The 21798-nt window shown below is 73.3% G+C and carries 16 protein-coding genes and 2 tRNA genes; 7 read left to right on the forward strand and 11 right to left on the reverse strand.

Features of this window, described 5'->3' with window-relative positions; all coding sequences use genetic code 11:
* Positions 1 to 91: 91 nt before the first annotated feature.
* Entirely contained in the window at positions 92 to 691 is a 600-nt protein-coding gene (locus ACIGZJ_RS32220) for a DedA family protein (RefSeq protein WP_396460610.1), read from the reverse strand.
* A gap of 526 nt (positions 692 to 1217) precedes the next feature.
* On the opposite strand from ACIGZJ_RS32220, the gene ACIGZJ_RS32225 reads away from it, so the two are divergent.
* Complete coding sequence (locus tag ACIGZJ_RS32225; protein ID WP_396460611.1) at positions 1218 to 2318, forward strand: LLM class flavin-dependent oxidoreductase; 1101 nt, start codon at positions 1218 to 1220, stop codon at positions 2316 to 2318.
* 115 nt (positions 2319 to 2433) lie between these two features.
* On the opposite strand, the gene ACIGZJ_RS32230 is transcribed toward ACIGZJ_RS32225, so the two are convergent.
* Together ACIGZJ_RS32230 and ACIGZJ_RS32235 are read right to left on the reverse strand one after the other, a co-directional pair.
* Positions 2434 to 4644: a putative bifunctional diguanylate cyclase/phosphodiesterase gene (locus ACIGZJ_RS32230; RefSeq protein WP_396460612.1), complete on the reverse strand. Its 2211-nt coding sequence runs from the start codon at positions 4642 to 4644 to the stop codon at positions 2434 to 2436.
* A gap of 374 nt (positions 4645 to 5018) precedes the next feature.
* Positions 5019 to 5444, reverse strand: coding sequence for an OsmC family protein (locus ACIGZJ_RS32235; RefSeq protein ID WP_396460613.1), 426 nt, complete (start codon positions 5442 to 5444; stop codon positions 5019 to 5021).
* 316 nt (positions 5445 to 5760) lie between these two features.
* Between ACIGZJ_RS32235 and ACIGZJ_RS32240 the strand changes: the two genes are divergently transcribed.
* Together ACIGZJ_RS32240 and lepB are read left to right on the forward strand one after the other, a co-directional pair.
* The gene (locus ACIGZJ_RS32240; RefSeq protein WP_387946456.1) at positions 5761 to 6096 is read left to right on the forward strand and encodes a chorismate mutase; all 336 of its coding nucleotides are present in this window, start codon (positions 5761 to 5763) and stop codon (positions 6094 to 6096) included.
* A gap of 542 nt (positions 6097 to 6638) precedes the next feature.
* On the forward strand, positions 6639 to 7247 hold the full coding sequence (lepB, locus tag ACIGZJ_RS32245; RefSeq protein WP_396460614.1) for a signal peptidase I: 609 nt from the start codon (positions 6639 to 6641) through the stop codon (positions 7245 to 7247).
* On the opposite strand, the gene ACIGZJ_RS32250 is transcribed toward lepB, so the two are convergent.
* The 3 genes from ACIGZJ_RS32250 to ACIGZJ_RS32260 form a co-directional block, all read right to left on the reverse strand.
* Complete coding sequence (locus tag ACIGZJ_RS32250) at positions 7210 to 8331, reverse strand: EamA family transporter (protein ID WP_396460615.1); 1122 nt, start codon at positions 8329 to 8331, stop codon at positions 7210 to 7212. The genes lepB and ACIGZJ_RS32250 overlap by 38 nt on opposite strands.
* 213 nt (positions 8332 to 8544) lie before the next feature.
* Positions 8545 to 11028 (reverse strand): transglycosylase domain-containing protein, encoded by a 2484-nt coding sequence (locus tag ACIGZJ_RS32255; RefSeq protein WP_396460616.1) that lies wholly within the window; start codon positions 11026 to 11028, stop codon positions 8545 to 8547.
* A gap of 261 nt (positions 11029 to 11289) precedes the next feature.
* Positions 11290 to 11363, reverse strand: a tRNA-Lys gene (locus ACIGZJ_RS32260).
* A gap of 123 nt (positions 11364 to 11486) precedes the next feature.
* Here ACIGZJ_RS32260 and ACIGZJ_RS32265 point away from each other — a divergent pair.
* Both ACIGZJ_RS32265 and ACIGZJ_RS32270 read left to right on the forward strand, forming a co-directional pair.
* Positions 11487 to 11804: a hypothetical protein gene (locus ACIGZJ_RS32265; RefSeq protein WP_396460617.1), complete on the forward strand. Its 318-nt coding sequence runs from the start codon at positions 11487 to 11489 to the stop codon at positions 11802 to 11804.
* Positions 11801 to 12655: an alpha/beta fold hydrolase gene (locus ACIGZJ_RS32270; protein WP_396460618.1), complete on the forward strand. Its 855-nt coding sequence runs from the start codon at positions 11801 to 11803 to the stop codon at positions 12653 to 12655. Before ACIGZJ_RS32265 ends, ACIGZJ_RS32270 begins: the two co-directional genes overlap by 4 nt.
* Positions 12656 to 12718: 63 nt before the next feature.
* Here the strand turns inward: ACIGZJ_RS32270 and ACIGZJ_RS32275 are convergent, their stop codons facing one another.
* From ACIGZJ_RS32275 to ACIGZJ_RS32295, 5 genes are all read right to left on the reverse strand, one after another.
* On the reverse strand, positions 12719 to 13360 hold the full coding sequence (locus ACIGZJ_RS32275) for a GPP34 family phosphoprotein (protein ID WP_396460619.1): 642 nt from the start codon (positions 13358 to 13360) through the stop codon (positions 12719 to 12721).
* Positions 13361 to 13499: 139 nt separating this feature from the next.
* Positions 13500 to 13573, reverse strand: a tRNA-Lys gene (locus tag ACIGZJ_RS32280).
* A gap of 136 nt (positions 13574 to 13709) precedes the next feature.
* On the reverse strand, positions 13710 to 15809 hold the full coding sequence (locus tag ACIGZJ_RS32285; protein ID WP_396460620.1) for a dipeptide ABC transporter ATP-binding protein: 2100 nt from the start codon (positions 15807 to 15809) through the stop codon (positions 13710 to 13712).
* Positions 15806 to 16741 (reverse strand): ABC transporter permease, encoded by a 936-nt coding sequence (locus ACIGZJ_RS32290; protein ID WP_396460621.1) that lies wholly within the window; start codon positions 16739 to 16741, stop codon positions 15806 to 15808. The genes ACIGZJ_RS32285 and ACIGZJ_RS32290 overlap by 4 nt, the downstream gene beginning before the upstream one ends.
* A 67-nt stretch (positions 16742 to 16808) precedes the next feature.
* On the reverse strand, positions 16809 to 17792 hold the full coding sequence (locus tag ACIGZJ_RS32295) for an ABC transporter permease (protein ID WP_396460622.1): 984 nt from the start codon (positions 17790 to 17792) through the stop codon (positions 16809 to 16811).
* 339 nt (positions 17793 to 18131) lie between these two features.
* On the opposite strand from ACIGZJ_RS32295, the gene ACIGZJ_RS32300 reads away from it, so the two are divergent.
* Both ACIGZJ_RS32300 and ACIGZJ_RS32305 read left to right on the forward strand, forming a co-directional pair.
* Positions 18132 to 19838: an ABC transporter family substrate-binding protein gene (locus tag ACIGZJ_RS32300; protein ID WP_396460623.1), complete on the forward strand. Its 1707-nt coding sequence runs from the start codon at positions 18132 to 18134 to the stop codon at positions 19836 to 19838.
* A gap of 528 nt (positions 19839 to 20366) precedes the next feature.
* Positions 20367 to 21560, forward strand: a complete 1194-nt coding sequence (locus ACIGZJ_RS32305; RefSeq protein ID WP_396460624.1) for a low temperature requirement protein A — start codon at positions 20367 to 20369, stop codon at positions 21558 to 21560.
* Positions 21561 to 21798: the final 238 nt, after the last annotated feature.

Genomic DNA, 21798 nt, shown 5'->3' on the forward strand with positions numbered 1-21798 from the left:
CCGGTCCGGCAACAACGGCTCTATTCGCGCCCACTGCGCGTCAGTCAACGGCACGACCAGACCAACGATCCGATGATCCGAAAGAAACGCCCTAGGAGACGACGAGCCGGCGGTTGCGGCGGACGATCCGGGCGATGGCCGTGCTGACCACGGTGGCGGCGGTGCAGGACACCGCCATGCTCAGCCAGGCGGTGTCGAACCAGTGGCTGTTGAGCCAGCCCAGCGTCACGATGTAGGCCGCCCAGACCAGGCCCGCCAGTGCCGACCAGCGCAGGAAACGGCGCGGGTGGTGGGCGGGGGAGTGGCCGATGGCCAGGTCGAGAATGGTCCGCCCGGCCGGCACGAACCGCGCGATCACCACCATCGCGGCGGCCGCCCCGGTGGTCCGCCCGTCCAGGGCCTGCTGGACCCGGGCCACGCTGGCCGCCAGCTTCGGGCGGTGGTCAAGCCGCCGCTGCACGGAGGGGGCGCCCCGCTGGGCCAGCTGGAGCAGCAGCAGGTCGCCGAGGAAGGAGGCCACCGCCACGCCGAGCCCCAGCAGTACCGGGGCGCCGTCTATCTGTGCCGTCTTGAGCACGGCCAGGATCACCAGCGTCCCGCTGGGGATGAAGGGGAGGAAGGCGTCACCCAGAACGGCGCAGAGCGCCAGGGCGCAGATCCATGAGGATCCGATCACCGTCGCGATGTCCAAGGTCCAAACTCCCTCCAGGCTGCCCAGGGGGAGCAGGTGGCTGCAGGGGACAACGCTAGCGCCTCGACTTTTCATGCCATGAAGGACCCCGGGTATCCACGGGTGTGCGATCCGTCACAAGGCGCGAGCCCCCGGGGCGGGGTGCCGCTCCAGGGGCTCGCGGGGATCGATCGGCGCTGGTCCAGCCCGACGACCTTGCTGGTGAGTGCGGACCCCGGTCATGCGATCCGCTCCTGATCACCAGCCTGCCGGAGGTCGGCCGCCCACCGCGAGCCCTGCGGCTGGCGACTTCCCGCGCTGGCGTGAAGTCGCCACGCGTGTGCGTCTGCTGGCTGAGCGTCAGCCGAGCGGTCGGCAGGTGTTCGGCATGCCGGCCCGGGTCCGGCACCGCGACCCGGAGCGGCCGGGGAACAACCAGGGAGCAGCCCGGGAACAGCAGAGCCGGGGCGATGGTTGGTGCACGTCGGCAGATGCGACCGCCGGCCATGGGCGCGGTCGTTCGGAGACGGCCAGGAGGACGGACGGCATGAGCACCGAGGACCAGCAGCAGGACGGGCCGAGCCCGCAGGCCCACGCGGCGATCCGGGGCGTCGTCCGAGGTTCGGCCCCCGCACCGCTCTCGATCCTCGATCTGGCCACCGTCGGCGTGGGCTACACCCCGGCCGAGGCGCTGACCGCCACCACGACCCTGGCGCGCAGCGCGGAGGAGTGGGGCTACCACCGCTTCTGGGTGGCCGAGCACCACGGCATGCCGGGTGTCGCCAGCTCCACCCCCGCCGTGCTGCTGGCCCACCTCGGCGCCCACACGAAGACGCTGCGGCTCGGTTCGGGCGGCGTGATGCTGCCCAACCACGCCCCGCTGGCGATCGCCGAGCAGTTCGGACTGCTGGAGGCCCTGCACCCCGGCCGCATCGACCTCGGGCTCGGCCGCGCCCCCGGTACCGATCAAGCCACCGCCCGGGCCCTGCGGCGCGGCCTCGCCGAAGGGGCCGACGACTTCCCCCAGCAGCTCGCCGAGCTGACCCACTTCCTGGACGGCGACTTCCCCGACGGCCACCCCTACGCCCGGTTGACGGCCGTCCCCAAGGGTGAGGGCCGACCGCCCGTCTGGCTGCTGGGCTCGTCGGGCTTCAGCGCCCAGCTGGCCGGTCGGCTGGGCCTGCCGTTCGCGTTCGCGCACCACTTCAGCAGCGTCAACACCATCCCGGCCCTGGACCTCTACCGCTCGGCCTTCCGTCCCTCGGCCGTGCTCAGCGAGCCGTATGCGCTGATCGGGGTCAGCGCGGTCGCCGCGCAGGACGAGGCCACCGCCCGCCGGCTGGCCCGCTCGGCGGCGCTCGGGATGCTCCGGCTGCGCAGGGGAAACCCCGGCCCGATCCCGACCCCGGAGGAGGCCGAGTCCTACCCGTACAGCCCGGTCGAGGCGGACTTCATCGACGACTGGCTGGGCAACGTGGTCCTGGGCTCGCCGGGCGAGGTCGCGGACGGGCTGGAGTCCCTGCGCAAGCGGACCGGTGTGGACGAGCTGATGGTCACCTCGCACATCCACGGCCACGAGGCCCGGTACCGCTCGTACCGGCTCATCGCCCAGGCGTACGGACTGACCGGGGAGGGCGGCCCCGTCTGACCCGCCTGACCCCCTGACTCCCCCTGCTGACGCCCGCCCGACCCGGGCGGCCCCCGCCGTGACCCGGAACGTCCCGGAGACGGCAGAGACCGCCCGGGAGCGCCTGACGGGGCGTCTACCGGGGGCCCGGTCCGGGCCGGCCCTGACGGAGTATGGCCGCGACGAGCTCGGCCTCGCCGGGCCGGGCGAAGTACCAGCCCTGCGCGGTGTCGCAACCGGTCAGCCGCAGCCGCTCCGCCTGGGCCGCGCTCTCGATGCCCTCGGCGGTGACGGTCAGGCCGAGGGTGTGGGCCAGCTGCACCATCGCCCCGACGATCTGCTCGTCGGCGTCGCTCCGCCGGGAGTGCAGCGCCGGGAGATCGGGTCGGTCCGCGCGCCCGGCGGGGGCCGGGTCGCGGAAGCCCTCGATGAACGTGCCGTCCAGCTTGAGCACGTGCACCGGCAGCCGGGAGAGATAGGCCAGGTTGGAGTAGCCGGTACCGAAGTCGTCGATCGCGATCCGGATGCCCATGTCGGCAAGCGCCTGCAGGGCCTGCAGGGGCCGCCCGCCGGGGCCGAGGAGGGCGCTCTCGGTGATCTCCAGCTGCAGCAGCCGGGCGGGCAGACCGGTGCGGTCGAGGACCTCCGCCACATCGGCGACCACGTCGGAGTCCCAGATCTGGCGGGCGGCCAGGTTGACGCTCACGAAGGTCTCGGTGTCGGGGAACTCGGTGAGCCAGCGCTGCGCCTGGCGGCAGGACTCCTCCAGGACCCACTTGCCGAGCGGCACGATCGCGCCGGACTCCTCGGCCAGCGGGATGAAGCGGTCCGGCGAGAGCGTCCCGTAGCGGGGGTGGCGCCACCGGACGAGGGCCTCGGCGCCGTGCACCGCGCCGTCGGCGAGACCGACCAGTGGCTGGTACTCGATGGTGAACTCGCCGCGTTCCAGCGCGGGCCGCAGTGCGGTGGAGAGCAGCTGACGGGTCAGCTGGTGGGCACCCCGGTCCGGGTCGTGGAGGGTCCAGCGGGCCCGGCCGTCCGCCTTGGACCAGTAGAGGGTGGCGTCGGCGTCCTTGACCAGGTCGGTGGCCGTGGTCTCGTGGACGGGGCGCTCGACGACGCCCACGCTGGCGGTCACCACCAGGCGGTGTCCTGCGACATCGAAGGGGCGCTCCAGCGATTCGAGGATCCGGGCGGCCAGTGCGGTCAGCTGGTCGCTGCCGGTGCTGTCGGTCACCAGGACGGCGAACTCGTCCCCGCCCATCCGGGCCACCAGCCGGGCGCCGTGCTCGGAGAAGCCGCGCCGCAGCCGGGTGGCGACGGCGACGAGCAGCTGGTCGCCGATGTGGTGGCCGAGGGTCTCGTTGATGGCGGCGAAGCCGTCGAGGTCCAGGTAGCACAGGCCCACCCGCCGCGGGTCGGACGCTGCGAGCGGTACGGCCGGCACCCGGACCGCGCCCGCACCGGGCTCCACCTCCCCGCCGAACTCCCCGTCCCCGCCGAACCCCTCGCGCCCGGCCCCGGCGCCGTCCCCGAGTCCGTCCCCGTCGTCCCCGCTCCCGGCCCCGGCGCCGTCCAGGGCCTCGCCCGCCTCCGGGGCGCCGCCGGTCAGACAGGCGGCGTCGAGCCGCTCGAAGAAGAAGGTCCGGTTGGGCAGCCGGGTCAGCGGGTCGTGCAGGGCCTGGTACTCCAGGCGGTCGCCCAGCCGGCGCTGCTCGGTGATGTCCTCGACCAGGGCCAGCGTGTAGAGCGGGCTGCCCGCACCGTCCCGGATCAGGGAGATGGTCACCTTGCTCCACACCGTGCGGCCCTCGCGGTGCCTGAGCTGCTTCTCCACCCGGAGCCGGTCGCGCTCGCTGCGGACGAGCTCGGGGAAGAGGCGCTGCGGCATGCCCTCCGGGTCGATGATCTCGTGGAGGTGGGTGCCGACCAGCTCTCCGACGCCTCGGCCGAGCAGGGCGGCGAAGGCCGGGTTGACCTCGATGATCCGGTCCTCGGGGTCGATCAGCGCCATGCCGATCCCGGCGTCGCAGAAGGCGGCCCGGAACCGGGACTCGCTGGCCTGCAGCGCGGCCAGCAACCCGTCCGTTCCGCCGGGCGGCCGGGCGGTGGCGCCGTCGTCCGCACGGTGCGGTTCGTCCGCCAGCGGGGTCGAGCAGGTCGGGCAGAGGGCGAGGGCGGTGCCGAGCGCCGTGTCGGCCGAGGGTTCGCGGGCGTCGTCCAGGGCGGTGACCAGGGCGCCGTTGGCCGGGTGGAGGGCCGGTGACAGCAGGCGGTGACGGTGTCGTGGTTCCTCGTGCCGCACCCCTGGGCGGTGTGCGTCGGCCCCCTCGTTCTGGCCCGGCACGGCATGCTCCCGTCCGCTGACGCCTGATGCTTGACGCTGGATCGGCCGACTGCCCGGGACTGCTGCGGCCGGCTCCCGCGCTCTGTCGAGGTCCGCGGAGTCCGGTGCGCAACGCTCATCGCGGAGCGGTGGCGGGGGACTCGCGCGAAGAACAGGGCGCTGCGGCCGATCATAGGACGCGACGGCAACGCGCGGTGACCGCCGCCAGGGTGATTCGCCCGCTTTCGGGTCAACTGTGGTGGTACATGCGGACGCCCCTGGTGCACATCACATGATGTGCGCCAGGGGCGTGTGCGCCCAGCGCGCGCTCTCGGGCGCCTGTTGAGCGCCGCGCGTGCCGCGCCGGGACCGGGCCGCGCGGGCCCGGCGGAGCGTCAGGCCAGCTCGGCCGTCAGGGTGATGGTCGTGCCGGTCAGGGCCTGGCTGACCGGGCAGTTCGCCTTCGCGTCCTCGGCGGCCTTCACAAAGCCGGCCTCGTCGAGTCCGGGCACCTGGCCAATGACGGTCAGGTGGATGCCGGTGATGCCGGTGCCGGGCTGGAAGGTGACGTCGGCCTTGGTGTCCAGCTTGGTCGGCGGGGTGCCGGCGCCGGCCAGACCGTGCGAGAGGGCCATCGAGAAGCACGCGGAGTGAGCGGCTGCGATGAGCTCCTCCGGGCTGGTCTTGCCATTGGGCTGCTCGGCCCGGGCCGGCCAGGACACCGGGAACTCACCGATGCCGGAGGAGTCGAAGGTCACCTGGCCCTTTCCTTCGAGCAGGTTGCCTTCCCACGCGGTGTGTGCGGTGCGGGTGGTTGCCACGATCGGTACCTCCAGTACTGAGGACTGCTGAGTCGTCACTTCCGGTCATGCCGCGCACCAGACTACGGGCAGGCCGGGGGCCGGTCACAAGTGGCGCTGCGGGCCCCCCGCCGCCCGTCGGCCGCCGGGGAGGCGTCGAAGCCGTGGACCCGGTGGCGGCCTCGGTCGCCCAGCGGTCCGTATGCCGTCCGGATCGTGGACAGATGCGCCAAATGGTGCGGAACCGTGCCGGGTGCCCTGTTAGATTTGCCCGGGCCCGAGCCCGGCCGCCAGGACGGTCGGGCGCCCACCACCAGACAGCCGCGGAGCCGCCCCGATGACGGATCACCCCACGACCCCCGATGCCGGACTGCCCGAGGGGATCGCCGATTCTGTCCGGGCCGAGCTGACCAGCCTGCGCGAGAGCATCGACAACATCGACGCCGCGGTGGTCCACATGCTGGCCGAGCGCTTCAAGGCGACCCAGCGGGTCGGCCGGCTCAAGGCCGAGCACAAGCTGCCGCCGGCCGATCCGGCTCGGGAGCGCGACCAGATCCGGCGTCTGCGGGAGCTGGCCGCCGGGGCGCACCTGGATCCGGTGTTCGCGGAGAAGTTCCTCAACTTCATCATCGCCGAGGTCATCAGGCACCACGAGGCCATCGCCCGCGCCTGAGGACGGACCGGCGGCGGACCGGCGGCGGCCCGGCGGCGGGCCGAAGACGGACCGAGCCCGACTGAGCCCGACTGAGCCCGACCGGGGCCGACCGGGGCCGACCGGGGCCGGGCCGGCGACGGGCCTGAAGGCGGCGGACGGGCCGGAGCGGGGGCCCGCGCAAGGGCTTGCGTCGGGGCCCGCGTCCGGGCGGGTCGCCCCTCTGTACCCGGCCCCCCGCGTCGGACTGAGCTAAATGCCCGATTTCGCGTGGCTTCACGGTTGGCGTAGCGTGCAGTTCCCCCAGCCGGAGAGGTGGAGCAGCGACGATGGTGGTGAACCTGCCCGAAACGCACCCCGACGCCGGGGCCGGTCCGGACCCCGCTGCCGGCGGAGGTCAGAGCGGCGGTCAGAGCGCTGGTCGGAGCGGCAGTCGGAGCGCCGGCAGCGGTCACCGCGCCCCCGGCGGCCGCGCCGAGGCCCGTCGGGCGCGCGGCCGCCGGTCGTCGAAGTCCAGGCGGGCGGGGCGCCGACACCGGCCGTGGTGGATCGAGATCCCCGCGATGGCGGCGGTCGGCCTGCTGGTCGCCCTGCTGATCAAGACCTGTCTGTTCCAGGTGTTCACCATCCCGTCCGGGTCGATGGAGAACACCCTGCGGATCGGCGACCGCGTCGGGGTCAACAAGCTCGCGCCGCTCACCGGCTGGGAGCCGAAGCCCGGCGAGCCGGTCGTCTTCAAGGACCCGGGGGACTGGCTGCCGCCGCAGCCGACCGGCGGGAACCCGGTCGCCAACGCCGTGGGCTCGGTGCTCGGCTTCGTCGGCCTGGTGCCGCCGAAGGACGACAACTACCTGGTCAAGCGGGTCATCGCGACGGGCGGCCAGACCGTGCAGTGCTCAGGCAGCACGCTGACCGTCGACGGGGCGAAGGTGGTCGAGCCCTACCTTCACCCCGGCGACGACTCCTGCGCCGGGCTGGACTTCGGCCCGGTGACGGTCCCCGCGGGCCACGTCTGGGTGGAGGGAGACCATCGCAGCGACTCCGCGGACTCGCGCTACCACCAGCGCGGCCCGGGTGGCGGCGCGGTGCCGGTGGAGAACGTGGTGGGACCGGTGTCGGCCGTGGTGTGGCCGCTCAATCACTTCGACTGGTTCGGCTGGGTCGGCCACTGACCGCGTGCTCGGCGGGTGCCCCGTCCGGTCCCGCGGTCGGCCGCTGATCCCCCGACCCGCCCGACCTGCCCGACCTGCCTGAACCGGTAGCCCCGCCCACCGCGCCGGACCCGCCGACGAGGGCCGGTTCGCCCACGGGGGCCGGTTCGCCCACCGCGGTCGGCTTGCTGGACTGGGCCGCGAAGGCGCCGGCCAGGACGAGCAGGCCGCCGGCCATCTGCGGCAGGCCCAGGTGCTCGCCGAGCAGCACCCAGGCGGTCACGGTGGCGACGACCGCCTCCAGGTTGGCCACCACCCCCGCGACCGGGGGAGAGAGGTGCCGGACGGCGATCACACCGGTCAGGTAGGCCAGCACGGTCGCGACCAGGATCATCCAGGCGGCCGGGATCAGGGCGGGCAGCGCGTGCCCGTTCATCACGACGTCCCCGCCGAGCAGGCTCCAGTCGGCCTGCCAGGGGCGGGTGGCGACGGTGAGGACGACCGAGCCGATCAGCAGGCCGTAGGCGCTGACGGCGAGCGGGTCGACCGGGCGGTCGCCCTGGCCGGCGGCGTCGGCCATGACGAAGTAGCCGACCTGGCAGCAGGCCGCGCCGAGGGCGAACAGGACGCCCAGCGCGTCGAAGCTCAGGCCGTTCCAGACCTCCACCACACAGGCCAGCCCGGCCACCGCGACGCCGGCGCCGATGGCCGCACCCCGGCTGATCGGTTTGCGCTGGACGAACTTGACGTACCCGATGAGCAGCGGCGGACCGAGGTACTCGATGAGCAGGGCGACGCCGACCGGGATCCGTGAGATCGAGGCGAAGTAGCAGGCCTGGACGCCGGCCACGGCGAGCAGACCGAAGCCGAGGAGCAGCCCGGGCCGCCGCAGCACGGCCGCGCGGTGGCGGTAGGCGAGGGGGATGAGGACCACGGCGGCGCCGGTGACCCGGAGCCAGACCGCGTGGAGCGGCGAGAGGCCGGCCTCGATCAGCGGTTTGGCCGCGGTGCCGGAGCCGCCGAAGGAGACGGCGGAGACCAGCGCGAGGGAGAGGCCGAGGGTTCTGCCCGATGAGCTGCCGAGCGGGGGGTTTGAGCTGTGCACTGACGAATTGTGACAGTCATACCGGTGATTCTGTAAGGCGCCATTTCGGCATTTGGTCCTGCCTGCAACTGTGCGCGATGGCAGATTCACGGAGCACCGGAACCGGGGCCGGAACCCCGCCCCGCCTCGGCGGTGTCCGACGAACACGGCCGAGGCGGAGCAGGTCGAGGCGGTGCGAGCCGGGGCGGCGCGCCAGACCAGCCGGCGGTGCGGCTACTGGCCCGCGCCCGCCCCTGCCAGCGCGGCCGAACCGGAGCCCGCACCGGAGCCCGAGGCGGAATCCGTGCCCGACCCCGTGCCGCCGCCCGTGCCCCCTGTGGGCTGGGGTGCGGTGGTCGGGCCCGTGGTCGGAGCGGTGGTGGGCCCCGTGGTGGGCGCGGGGGTCCGGGTGGGTCGGCTGGTCGGCGGTGCGGTCGGCTGCCGGGTCGGTTCCTGGGTGGGCGCGGTGGTCGCTCCACCGCCGGAGCCCGAACCGTCCTGCCCGCCGGACGACCCCGAACCCCCCGAGGACCCGGACGAGCCGCCCGAACCGGACGAGCCCGAGGACCCGGACGAGCCCGAGGACCCGCCCGCCCCCGGCGAGGCGCCGGAGCCGCCGCCCGCGCCGCCGGTCGAACCGCCCGGGGCCGCCGGGGTCGAGGTCGGCGCGGACGGGGTCGCGGGGCCGCTTGAGGCGCCGCTGCCGCTCGGCCAGGAGTCGTCGGTGTCCGAGGGCGAGGGGAAGTCCGAGACCGGCTGCCCCTTCAGTGCCGCCTTCATGTAGGCGGTCCAGATCTGCGCGGGGTACTGGCCGCCCGCCGCGCCGTCGATCCCGCCGGTGCCGCTGAGGCTGACCTGGGCACCGCTGGCCGGGTCCTGGCCGAACAGTGCCACGGAGGTCACCAGCTCCGGGGTGTACCCGACGAACCAGACCGACTTCTGGTCGTCGGTGGTCCCGGTCTTGCCTGCCACCGGGCGGCCCAGCGCCTTCGCGCGCCAGCCGGTACCGCCCGGGTCGGACACCACGCCCTGCAGCATCGAGGTCACCTGCTGGGCGGTCTCCTCGCTGATCGCCTGCGTGGTCTTGTGGGCCGGCAGCGGCAGCTGCTCGCCCTCGCGGTCCACCGACTGCACCAGCCACGGGGTGATCTGCCTGCCGCCGTTGTCCAGGGTGGCGTACACGCCCGCCATGTCGAGCACGCTCGGGTTGGCGGTGCCCAGCGGGATGGAGGACACCAGGTCCAGACCGGGGGTGTTGCTGGGCAGGCCCAGCGCGATCGAGGTGTCCCGGACCCGCTGCAGCCCGGTGTCCTGGGCGAGCTGGGCGAACACCGAGTTCACCGACCAGTCGGTGGCCTGCTGGAGGGTGACCTGGCCGTAGCTCTTCTCGCCCTCGTTCGGCGGCGCGTACGGGATGCCCTTGCCGCCGCGGACCTTGCGGCCGCTGGTCCCGTCGTACACCGTGCGCGGCGTGATGGTCTGGCCGGACTGGGTCTTGGCGTCGTTCTCCAGGGCCGCGGCCAGCGCGATCGCCTTGAAGGTGGAGCCGGCCTGGTAGTCGCGCCGGGTGGCGTTGTCGATGTAGTGCTTGGTGTAGTCGACCCCGCCGTACAGGGCGACCACGGCACCGGTCTTCGGGTCGACGGAGACGGCGCCGGCCTGGGCGGCGGCGTCCGCCTTCCGCTTGTCCGGGTTCAGGGTGTCGTGCAGCTGCACCTGGACCGAGTCCTGGAGCGCCTGCTGGCGGGCCGGGTCCACCGTCAGCTTGACGGTGTAGCCGCCCTTGGCCAGCTCGGACTCGGTGATGATCCGGTTCGCGGTGAGGTAGTCCGTCGCCGCGTTGACCAGGTAGCCGGCCTGGCCGGAGAGGCCGAGCTGGGTCTGCGGGTCCCTGACCTCGGGGAAGGCGGTGGCGGCGCGCTCCTCGGCGGAGAGCCAGCCCTCCTTCACCATGCCGTCCAGGACGTAGTTCCAGCGGTTAACGGCGTTCTGCTTGCCCGCCGCGGTCGCGGTGGCCACGTCGTAGGCGCTCGGCGCGTTCAGCAGGGTGGCCAGGTAGGCGCCCTGGGCGGGGTCGAGCGCGGCCGCGTCGACGCCGAAGTACTGCTGGGCGGCGGCCTGGATGCCGTAGGCGCCGCGCCCGTAGTAGGAGGTGTTGAGGTAGCCGGAGAGGATGTCGTCCTTGGTCTCGGTGGCGTCCACCTTGATCGCTATGAAGAGCTCCTTCACCTTGCGGGTGACGGACTGCTTCTGGCTCAGGTAGGTGTTCTTCACGTACTGCTGGGTGATCGTGGAGCCGCCCTGGGTGCCCTCGCCCTTGGCGGTGTTGACGGCGGCGCGGACCAGGCCGGACACGTTGACGGCGCCCTCGTGGTAGAAGTTGCGGTCCTCGGCGGCCAGCGCGGCGTGCTGCGCGGCGGGGGAGACCTTGTCCAGGCCCACGTTCTGTCGGTTGGTCTGGCCGGTCCGGGCGATCACCGAGCCGTCCTGGTAGAGCCAGGTGTTGCTCTGGGCGGTCGCGGCGGCGTGCGCGTCCGGCACCTTCACCAGGGTGATCCCGAGCGCGAACAGGCCCACGCCGAGCAGCACCGCGACCACGAGGCCGAGCAGGGACATCCGCCAGGTGGGGATCAGCCGACGCCAGCCGGTGCGCTTCGGACGGCGCGACTTCCGGCCACCGTCCGAGGACCGGCCGCCCGAGGACATGTTTCTGGACAAAACGGCGGCCTTTCCTGCGGGTGGACCGTGCCGGCCTGCACAGCCGGGATCGTCGACGGTGAGTGAACTGGCGAAGTACTGGCGAAGCGGATCGGGGAGGGGACTTATGTCCGCTTTCCGGTGTACAGCGCAATACGCGTGGAACGTGCCGGTTGGCTCCACCGAAGCGGCGATCGAGACCGACATCACACGCAAAACGGGCGCTGATGGGCAAAAAAATCGGAGAGCCCCTCGCTGCTGCGAGAGGCTCCCCAATGTCTGTGCGCCGCCAGGGACTCGAACCCCGGACCCGCTGATTAAGAGTCAGCTGCTCTAACCAACTGAGCTAGCGGCGCCTGCTGACCTGGAGAACAATACACGGTCCCGGGAGCACCTCCCACCGCAAAGCCCGGAGGGCGGTCGGAGCTGTCCGTTTCCACCCGGTTGGGGAGGAGTTTGCCGACGGTTAGGGTGGAACCGTGCCCAGCCCCCACCCCGGCCGCCGGAGCGCCCGGTCCGCCGTTGCCGCCCTGCTGCTGCTCAGCGCGGTGGCGTACACCGCGTGGGTGCTGGCGGAGCTGCTGGCCACCGGCTGGAGCCTCGCCGCGATCGCCGCGTTCGAGGCGGGCCACGGCACCTGGTCGCTGGGCGCGGGCCAGCGCCTACAGGTCCTCCTGGTCGCGCTCTGGCTGGCCCTGCTGGCGCTCGCCGTCGCGCGGCCGGACGGTGCGGCCGCCACCCAGTCCGGCGCCCCGGCCGGGGCGCGGGCCGAGGGCGGGCGGCGGGAGCCGGTATGACCACGGTGTTCCTGCGTATCGACGGCACGCCGCTGCACGTCCGGGCCGAGGGCCGCGGCCCGGTCTGTTTGCTCAGCGGGGGGCTCGGCAGCAGCTGGTTCGACTGGGACCTCGTCGTCCCCTTCCTCACCCCCTATCGCACGGTGGTCCGCTTCGACCGGCCCGGGTACGGGCTGAGCGCGCCCGAACCCGCGGCCCGGCCGGTGTCGACGGCGGCCGGGGAGGCGGAGCGCATCCGGGGGGTGCTGGACGCCCTCGGGCTGCGCGATCCGTGCACGGTGGCGGGCCACTCGCTGGCGGGGTTCCACGTCGAGGCCTTCGCCCGGCTCCATCCGGAACGGGCGGCCGGGCTGGTCCTGGTGGACGGCAGCACCGAGCCGGGTGCCAGGGCGCGCCCCGCCCCCGGACTGCGCGACCTCGCGGCCCGGGCCGCCGCGGGTGCGGCCACCGCCGTCGCGGTGCCGTACCTGTTCGGGCCCGCCGTGCGGCGGCTGACGGTCAGGGCGACGACCGTCCGGGGCGAGGAGCTCGCACCGGCGCCGCTGGTCCGGCACTGCTACCGCACCGGGCGGGCGCTGCGCGCGCTGCTCCGGGAGAACTCCCGCTACCTCGACATGGCCGCCGAGCTGGACGGGCTGCGCCGCACCACGCCGCTGGCCGACGGGCTGGCGGTCACCGTGCTGGCCGCGGACGACGGCTGCGACACCCGCCGGACCCGCGACTGGCTGGACGACCAGCGCGCGCTCGCCGGGCTGCTCGGCGCCGACTTCCGGACCACCGCCCCGGCCGGGCACCTGCTGATGTTCGACCGCCCGGACGCGGTGGCCTCGGCGATCCTGGACACCGGCTGACCGGTCCGACCCCGCTTCAGAATCCGGCCCAGACCCAGACTGCGGCTCCCCCAGCCGGCGCCGCTACCCGGCGTCCGCGTTGACCGCCCGCCGCACCGCCTGGGCGACCGGCAGTTCCTTGCCGAGCTGCCGGGCGGCCCGCCGGGTCGCGGCGCCCGCCGGGCCCGGGTAGAGCCGGCGGTCCAGCCGGGCCGCGGCCACCAGACCGGCCAGCTGCCGGTCGCGCTCGTCGGCCGGAGAGCCGTCGGCCGGGCGTTCGAGCGTGGCGGCCACCCTCGCGGCGGTCACCGTCCCGATGTCCGGCCGGACCGCCACGTAGCGCCGGTAGGGGATTCCGAGGACCCGTCGGGTCTCGGCGGTGACCAGCCCGGCGGCGACCAGCCGGTCGAGGTACGGCCGGTGCCCGGGCTTGCGCGGGATCCGGCGCAGGGCGATGTCCAGTCCGCGCGGGCTCTGGCGCTTCCCGGCGTCCTCCAGCCGGGCGAGCACGCCGGCCGCGACCTCGTCTGCGGGGCCCAGCGGCCGGTATCCGGTGATCCGCCGCCCGTCGACGCTGATCGCGCCGGTCACCAGCAGTTCGGCCAGGACGGCGCCCGCGATCACCCGGTGGAAGGTGGTGGCCGGGATCCGCAGGCGGCCGTACTCCGGGTCGACGCAGAGCAGCAGGACTTCCTCGGGGATCGAACGGGTGTCGAGCGGGGCCACGGGCGGGCACCTCCGGCGGTCGGTCGGCGAGTGGCGGCAGAGTGCCGCCACGGCGGTGGACGGTCGCGCCCCTGCAACCTACCCGCCCCGGAAACGCCTCAGGCCGCCCACCTGAGGTGGACGGCCTGAGACCTGCATGTGCGCCGCCAGGGACTCGAACCCCGGACCCGCTGATTAAGAGTCAGCTGCTCTAACCAACTGAGCTAGCGGCGCCTGCTGACCTGGAGAACATTACACGGGGCGGGGCCGATCCGCCGAATCGCCACCGCCCCGCCACGTTGCGTCACGACCGGCGGAGCGGAGCGGCCGGCACGGTGGCGGCGGAGCAAGCGGCGAACCGGCCGGCGCCCTACTGCGCCCCCTGCGCCCCCGCGAGCTCGGGGAAGTGGCAGGCCGCCTCGTGGTCCACACCCGGCGCGGGACCGGTCAGTGGCGGGGCCTGCTGCTCGCAGCGCGTCCGCGCGTCGGCGGCCAGCCCGGCGTAGACGGGGCAGCGGGTGCGGAACGGGCAGCCGGTGCGGCGGGCGGTTGGGGAGGGCGGATCCCCGGCGAGCAGGATCCGGGTGCGGGCCCGCTCGGCGGCCGGGTCGGGCAGCGGGACGGCCGAGAGCAGCGCGCGGGTGTAGGGGTGGCGGGGGCGGTCGAAGACCGCGGAGACCTCGCCCTGCTCGACCGTCCGCCCGAGGTACATCACGCTGACCCGGTCGGCGAGGTGCCGGATCACCGACAGGTCGTGCGAGACGAAGAGATAGGAGAGGCCCAGCTCCGCCTTGAGCGACTGGAGCAGGTTGAGCACGCCCGCCTGGATGGAGACGTCCAGCGCGGAGACCGGCTCGTCCAGCACCAGCAGCTTCGGTCGGACGGCGAGCGCGCGGGCGATCGAGATCCGCTGGCGCTGCCCGCCGGAGAACTGGTGCGGATAGCGGACGGCGTGCGCCGGGTCGAGGCCGACCTGGCGGAGCAGTTCGGGTACCCGCCGGGCGATCTCGGTGCGGGCGGCGTGCTGGGCGCGCAGCGGCTCGGCGACGATGTCGCCGACCGGCATCCGGGGGTCGAGGCTGGCCATCGGGTCCTGGAAGACGATCTGCAGTTCGGCCCGGAGCCGGTGGGCCTGCGCCCTGGAGAGCCGCGAGGTGTCCTGTCCGAGCAGTTCGATCCGGCCGGCTTCGGGCGCGGCGAGTTGCAGCAGTTCGAACAGCGTCGTGGACTTGCCGGAGCCGGACTCGCCGACCAGGCCGAGCGTCTCGCCCTGGCGGATGTCCAGGTCGACGCCGTCCACCGCGTACACCTCGCCGACCCGGCGCTTGAAGACGGCGCCCTTGAGCAGCGGAAAGGTTTTTCCGAGCCCGCTCACGGAGAGCACGACCGGGCGCTCCTCCCGGGGCGGCTCAAGCGCCCCGGCCGCCCCGGCCGACACCGTAGGCACCGCCGGCACCGGGTAGACCTCGGCCGGCGCCGGCCGCCGTTCGGCCAGCTCCCCGCTGCGGACACAGGCCGCGGTGTGCGAGCCCGGGCCCTCCAGTCCGGGCTCGGCCGTCCGGCACCGCTCCTCCACCAGCGGGCAGCGGGCGGCGAACGGGCAGCCGGCCGGCAGGTCCGCCATCGGCGCGGGCGCGCCGGGGATCGGCACCAGCGGCCCGCCCCGGGCGTCCAGCCTCGGCACCGCACCGATCAGGCCGAGCGTGTACGGGTGGCGCGGAGCGGCGAACAGCTCGTCCACGTCGGCCGTCTCGACCACCCGGCCGGCGTACATCACGGCGACCCGGTCGGCCATCCCGGCGATGACGCCGAGGTCGTGGCTGACCAGGACGAGCGCGGCGCCGGTCTCCCGCTGCGCGGTGCGCAGCACGTCGAGCACCTGGGCCTGGATGGTGACGTCCAGGGCGGTGGTCGGTTCGTCGGCGAGCAGGATGTCGGGGTCGTTGGCGATGGCCATGGCGATCATGGCGCGCTGACGCATGCCGCCGGAGAACTCGTGCGGGAAGGCGTCCAGGGCGCGCTCGGGGGCCGGGATGCCGACCAGGTCGAGCAGTTCGGCGGCCCGTCTGCGCGCGGCGGGCTTGTCCAGTCGCTGGTGGATGCGCAGCGCCTCGACGATCTGCTCGCCGATCCGGTAGACCGGCGTGAACGCGGAGAGCGGGTCCTGGAAGACCATGGCGATCCGGCTGCCGCGGATGGCGGCGAGTTCGCGGCCGGGCAGGCCGACCAGCTCCCGCCCGTCCAGGGCGACCGAGCCGCGGACGCCGGCCGTTGCGGGCAGCAGTCCGAGGACGGCCAGCGCCGTGACGGACTTGCCGGAGCCGGACTCGCCGACGATGCCGAGGGTCTCGCCGCGCCGCAGGGTGAGGTCCACGCCCCGGACGGCGGGGACTTCGGTGCCGCGCGGTCCGGCGAAGTCGACCCGCAGGTCGCGGACGGCCAGCAGCGGGGTTTCGACGGTGGTGGTCACTTTCCTTCGCGCTTCCTACGAGGGGGGCGGGCCGCCTCGGCGGTGGGGTCGAGCGCGTCGCGCAGCCCGTCGCCGATCAGGTTGACGGCCAGGACGAACAGCACCAGCAGCCCGGCGGCGAAGTAGAACAGCCAGGGGAAGACGGGTGCGTCGGAGGTGCCGGCGGCGAGCAGGGTGCCGAGCGAGACGTCGGGCGCCTTGACGCCGAAGCCGAAGTAGGAGAGCGCGGTCTCGCTCATCACGGCGCCGCCGACGGCGATGGTGGCGTCGATGATCAGGAAGGAGGCGACGTTCGGCAGGATGTGCCGGGTGATGATCCGCAGCGGGTGGACGCCCATGAACCGTGCGGCGCGGACGAACTCCCGGTCGCGCAGCGAGAGGGTCATCGAGCGGACCACCCGGGCGGTGATCATCCAGTTGAAGAGGGCGAGCAGCAGGACGAAGGCCAGCCAGCCGGTGCCCTTCAGCCGCGGCGAGATGATGGTGATGATCAGGAAGCTGGGGAACACCAGCATCAGGTCCACCACGAACATCAGCACCCGGTCCGTCCAGCCGCCGAAGTAGCCGGCGCAGGCCCCGAACAGGGAGGCCAGCACGGTCGAGAACAGTGCCACCAGCAGGCCGATCACCAGCGACTTCTGCAGTCCGCGGACGGTCTGGGCGAAGACGTCCTGGCCGATCCCGTTGGTGCCGAACCAGTGGGTCCCGGAAGGGGGTTGGCGCAGTGCGGTGTAGTCGGGGGTGGCGTAGTCCCAGGGGGTGAGGTACTGGCCGCCGAAGGCGAGGGCGAACAGCAGCAGGACGACGACGGTGCCGGCCACCGCCCAGCGGGCGGCCAGCAGTCGGGCGAGGACGAGCCGGCCCCGGCCGGCCGCCTCGGGGGGCCGGCCGGAGGCGGCGGCCTCGGCGGGCTGTGCGACGACGGCGGTCACGGTGCCTCGCCTCCGATCGCGGCGGTTCCCCTCGGGGGCATGAAGGTCATCACGGCTCCTCCTCCGGTCAGGACCGCACGCGCGGGTCGAGGGCGGCGTGCAGGGTGTCGGCGAGGAAGCCGGAGGCGAGCACCACCACGGCGGCGAACAGGTTCACGGCGACCACCGAGTTGACGTCCTGTTCGTTGATGGACTGGATGAACCACTCGCCCATGCCGTGCCAGCCGAAGATGGTCTCGGTGAAGGCGGCGCCGGTGAAGATGCCCAGGAAGCTGTAGGCGAACATCGTCGACATCGGGATGACCGCGGTGCGCAGACCGTGCCTGACCAGCGCGCGACCGCGGGTGAGGCCCTTGGCCTCGGCGGTGCGCAGGTAGTCGGAGCCGAGCACGTCGAGCATGGTGCCGCGCTGGTAGCGGCTGTAGGTGGCGAGGCCGCCGAGCGCGAGCGACAGGGTGGGCAGCAGCAGGTGCAGCGCCCAGTCGCCGAGGTGGGCGCCGAACCCGCCGCTCAGGCCGGGGGTCTCGTACCCGGTGAAGGGGACGACCTCGTGGCCGGCCACGTCCTTGGCGGCGATGGCGCCGTTCTTCAGGAGCAGCGCCACCAGGAAGACGGGGGTGGAGAGCATGACGAAGGAGAAGACGGTGAGCAGTCGGTCGGATATCCGGTACTGGCGGACCGCGCTCCACGCCCCGGCGGCGACGCCGAGGGCCATGCCGAGCAGGCTGCCGATCAGCAGCAGGCGCAGCGAGACCCAGACCCGGCGGCGGAAGTCGTCGAGCACCGGGGTGTCGTGGATGGTGCGGCCGAGGTCGCCGTGGAGCAGCAGGCCGCCGGCCCAGTGGCCGAAGCGTTCGACGACCGGGGTGTGGTCGTTGATGTTGAGCTCGGTGAGCTGCCGTTCGACCGAGGCGGCGGCCGGACGGGGCACCTTGGACTCGAAGTAGGTGCGCGGCTGGAGGGCGGCGGCGGAGAGCGCGTACGCCAGGAACACGGCGGCTGTCAGCAGGATCGCGTAGTAGCCGAGCCGCTTCGCCAGGTAGTGGAGCATCAGCGGCCGCCCGGGGTGGGGGCGGGGCCGACGCGTCTGGTGGGCATCGGGTGGTGGCCTTCGGTCGGGGGCCCTGGTCGGGCGGTGTGGGGAAGCTGCAGGTCAGAGTGTTGCACCGGCGCGCGGCCGGGGTGTTGCCACAGTGTTGCGGCCTGTTTCGTTTGGATCAGGTGTGAACTCCACCCCCTGGTACTGGAACTGATCGGCTGTTACGTTCTGCTCGCTCGGCACCGACTTGGCTGCCCACGCTCAAGCCTCGCCACACCTCGCGATGCCCAAGCGTCACCTCTCGTCCCACACCCGCCTCACCATCTGTCGGATTTCACGGGGAGAACCCTCATGGACGCATCCACCAGCACGCCCCGCCGCCTCGGCCGGGCCGTCGTGCTCACCCTCGCCGTCGCGCTGGCGGCGACCGCCTGCAGTTCGGGCGGTGGTGGTTCGGCCGACAAGGTGGCCAAGAGCGAGCCGCCGCGGCAGGGGGCGATCGACATCAACGCCAAGCCGGCGGACCAGCTGCGCGACGGCGGCGAGGTGCGGTTCCCGCTCTACCAGTGGATCACCCAGTGGAACCCGCTCCAGGTGGACGGCCGCTACGGCGACGCGGTGGAGATCATGCGGGCCCTGGAGCCCGAGCTCTTCACCACCGACGAGAGCGGCACCTTCAAGCCGGTCACCGACTACCTGCTGGAGGCGAAGGTCACCTCGACCTCCCCGCAGGTGGTCACCTACAAGCTCAACCCGAAGGCCAGGTGGTCGGACGGCAAGGCGCTCGGCTACCTGGACTTCAAGGCGGACTGGGAGGCTTCCAACGGCAGGAAGGACGGCTACAACATCGCCGACTCCTCCGGCTACGAGCTGATCTCCGGCGTCGAGCAGGGCGCGGACCCGAGCGAGGTCAAGGTGACCTTCTCGGAGCCGTACGCGGACTGGCAGAACCTGTTCCGCCCGCTGATCCCGGCGGCCGGGATCGGCTCCGCGGACGACTTCAACAAGGGCTGGGTGGAGAAGATCCCGATCACCGCCGGCGCGCTGAAGATCGGCACGGCGGACAAGACCGCGCAGACCGTCACGCTGGTGCCCGACCCCAACTGGTGGGGCGAGAAGCCCAAGGCGGACAAGGTCACCTTCCGGGTGATGTCCCAGTCGGCGACCACCCAGGCCTTCCTCAACAACGAGATCGACTACGCCACGGCCGGGACGGCGACCGCGTACGGGCAGCTCAAGGACGCCAAGGACACGGTGATCCGGACCGCCAGCCCGTGGGACGAGGTGCACATCTCCTTCGGTGCCGGCGGCCCGCTGGCCGACCAGAAGGTGCGCCAGGCGCTCGGCAAGGCGCTGGACCGCTCCTCGCTGATCAAGATCGCCAACAACGGTGTGCCGGTGGAGTTCAAGCCGCTCGGCAACCACATCCTCATGCCCAACCAGACCGGCTACCAGGACAACTCCGGCGAGTGGGCCAGGTTCGACCTGGCCGCCGCGAAGAAGACGCTGGACGAGGCGGGCTGGAAGGAGGCGGGCGCCGGCCAGCCGCGTACCAGGGACGGCCAGTCGCTGACCCTGCACTGGGTGGTCAACGACGCCACCCCGCAGGCCCAGCTGGACCTCGCGACCGCCGCCCAGTCGATGTGGCTGGCGGCCGGGGTCAAGGTCGAGATCGACAAGGTCCCGAGCAGCGACTTCTTCACCAAGTACGTGAACCCGGGCAAGTTCGAGATCGCCAGCTGGCGCAACACCGACTCGTTCCCGCTCTCCAGCAGCCTCGCGAACTTCCGGCTGCCGCAGGGCGACAACGTCTTCGGCAACTACTCCAAGCTCGGCACCCCCGAGATCGACGCCCTGCTGAAGCAGGCCGCGGGGACGGTCGACCCGGTGGAGGCCGCGAAGCTGTACAACCAGGCCGACGCCAGGATCTGGGAGCTGGGCCACACCGTCGAGCTCTACCAGCGGCCGACGGTGGTGGCGGCCCGCAAGGGCCTGGCCAACTACGGCGCGTTCGGCCTGGCGGGCGTGGACTACGCCAAGGTGGGCTGGGAGAAGTAGCCGGCCCGGCGGCACGCCGTGCGGCGGCGCCCGGGGGCGCGGCGGAATGCGGGGGCGCGGCGGCACGGCGGGCTCTGGCGAGCAGCGCGGTGATCACGGGGCCGGTGGTGCGGACACGGTCGGGACGGCTGCGCCGCCCCCTGTGTCCCGCCACCGGCCTTGACCTTCCGCGTTGCCCGCAGGCCGCCCTTGTCGCCGGGGCCCTCCGGATCCGCCCGGGCCGACTCGGGCCGGGCCGGATCCGCTCGCTCCGACCGCTTCCGACCGCTTCCAACCGGGGACGAATCTAGCGGTGCGATCCACCCGGGCGCGTCCCGCGGCGCGGGGCGCGCCCGGAAACCCGCCGAGCTGTCACCCGGTTCGCGCACCACGGCGTCAACTGGCGCTGACGGCACGGCAAAACGGGCGAAACCGGCGCGTTCGGCGTGCCGCGCCAGACCGCCGAGGGTGCGTGCACCGGGGCCGGGCCGCTGCCAGGATTCGCGGGGACAGTGCAGCCGCCCCCTCCCAAGTCCCGGAGCCCCGCCCATGACCAGCGATTCCGCCGCGGCACCCCGCCCGCACCACGTCGATTCGCGCCCGGTGCAGCGGATGACCCCGCGCAGCCGGGACGAGCCGCACCGGGTGGCCACCCCGCTGGAACTCTTCTTCGACCTCTGCTTCGTGGTCGCGGTCGGCCAGGCGGGCCGGGCGCTCGCGCACGACCTCGCCGCCGGGCACTACGGGGACGGCCTGACCGGCTACGTCTTCGCCTTCTTCGCCATCTGGTGGGCCTGGATGAACTTCACCTGGTTCGCCTCCGCGTACGACTGCGACGACGTCCCGTACCGGGTCACCACCCTGGTCCAGATCGCCGGCGTGCTGATCCTCGCCGCCGGGGTGCCCCGGATGTTCGCCGACCAGGACCTGGTGCTCTCGGTGGTCGGGTACGTGGTGATGCGCCTGGCCATGGTCACCCAGTGGCTGCGCGCGGCGGCCGGCGAGGAGGGCCCGGCGCGCACGGTCGCGCTGCGGTACGCGGCCGGCATCACCTGCTGCCAGATCGCCTGGGTGGTGGTGCTGGCGCTGCCGCACAGCGTCCGGCCGTACGCCATCCCGCTCGGGATCCTGGCCGAGCTGTCGGTGCCGGTGATCGCCGAGCTGCGCACCCGGACCAGCTGGCACCCGCACCACATCGCCGAGCGGTACGGCCTGTTCACGCTGATCGTGCTCGGCGAGACGGTGGCGGCGGCCACCGTGGCCGTGCAGTCGGCGGTGGACGAGCACGAGGGGCTGGCCCGGCTGCTCCCGGTGGCGGCCGGCGGCCTGCTGATCTGCTTCTCGGCCTGGTGGATCTACTTCGCCCGGTCCGTCCACGAGCACCTGCGCTCCAACCGGCAGGCGTTCCTGTGGGGTTACGGCCACTACGTGGTGTTCGGCTCGGCGGCCGCGATCGGCTCGGGCCTGGAGGTGGCGGTGGAGTCGGCTGTGCACAAGGCGCACATCTCGCCGACGGCGGCCACCGCGACGGTGACCGTGCCGACCGCGGTCTACCTGTTCACGGTGTGGCTGCTGCACGCCCGGCACGTCAAGAGCGGCGCCTCGCAGGCGCTGCTGCCGATCGCCTCGGTGGCGGTGCTGGCCTGCACCGCGGCGGGCGGGTCCGGGGTGCTGGTGGCGGGCCTGGTGTGCGCGGCGACGGTGGCGACCGGCGTGGCGCTGCACGCCCGCGAGGGCGGCTGAGCCTCGCGCACCGGCGGGGCCTCACGGGTCGGCTGGACGTCGCGCATCGGCGTGACCGCGCGCACCGGTTGGACCCCGTGGACCGGCGGGGTCTCCCGGGGGTGCGGGCCCAGCAGGTGGTGCAGCACGCCCTCGTGCTGCCCCAGCCAGGCCAGATAGGTCGGGTTGACCCGGGCCAGGTCCAGGTAGGCGGCGCGCAGCTCGCCGTACAGCGCGTCGAGCGCGGGCGGGCTGAGTG

The sequence above is a fragment of the Kitasatospora sp. NPDC052868 genome (assembly GCF_044547105.1).
GTDB lineage: Bacteria > Actinomycetota > Actinomycetes > Streptomycetales > Streptomycetaceae > Kitasatospora.

What these genes read in the sequence shown, in the direction of transcription:
- ACIGZJ_RS32270 (WP_396460618.1), top strand. Translation starts at nt 11,801, where the DNA reads ATGACCACGGTGTTCCTGCGTATCGACGGCACGCCGCTGCACGTCCGG.
- ACIGZJ_RS32295 (WP_396460622.1), bottom strand. Translation starts at nt 17,792, where the DNA reads ATGCTCCACTACCTGGCGAAGCGGCTCGGCTACTACGCGATCCTGCTG.
- ACIGZJ_RS32225 (WP_396460611.1), top strand. Translation starts at nt 1,218, where the DNA reads ATGAGCACCGAGGACCAGCAGCAGGACGGGCCGAGCCCGCAGGCCCAC.
- ACIGZJ_RS32300 (WP_396460623.1), top strand. Translation starts at nt 18,132, where the DNA reads ATGGACGCATCCACCAGCACGCCCCGCCGCCTCGGCCGGGCCGTCGTG.
- ACIGZJ_RS32240 (WP_387946456.1), top strand. Translation starts at nt 5,761, where the DNA reads ATGACGGATCACCCCACGACCCCCGATGCCGGACTGCCCGAGGGGATC.
- lepB (WP_396460614.1), top strand. Translation starts at nt 6,639, where the DNA reads ATGGCGGCGGTCGGCCTGCTGGTCGCCCTGCTGATCAAGACCTGTCTG.
- ACIGZJ_RS32305 (WP_396460624.1), top strand. Translation starts at nt 20,367, where the DNA reads ATGACCAGCGATTCCGCCGCGGCACCCCGCCCGCACCACGTCGATTCG.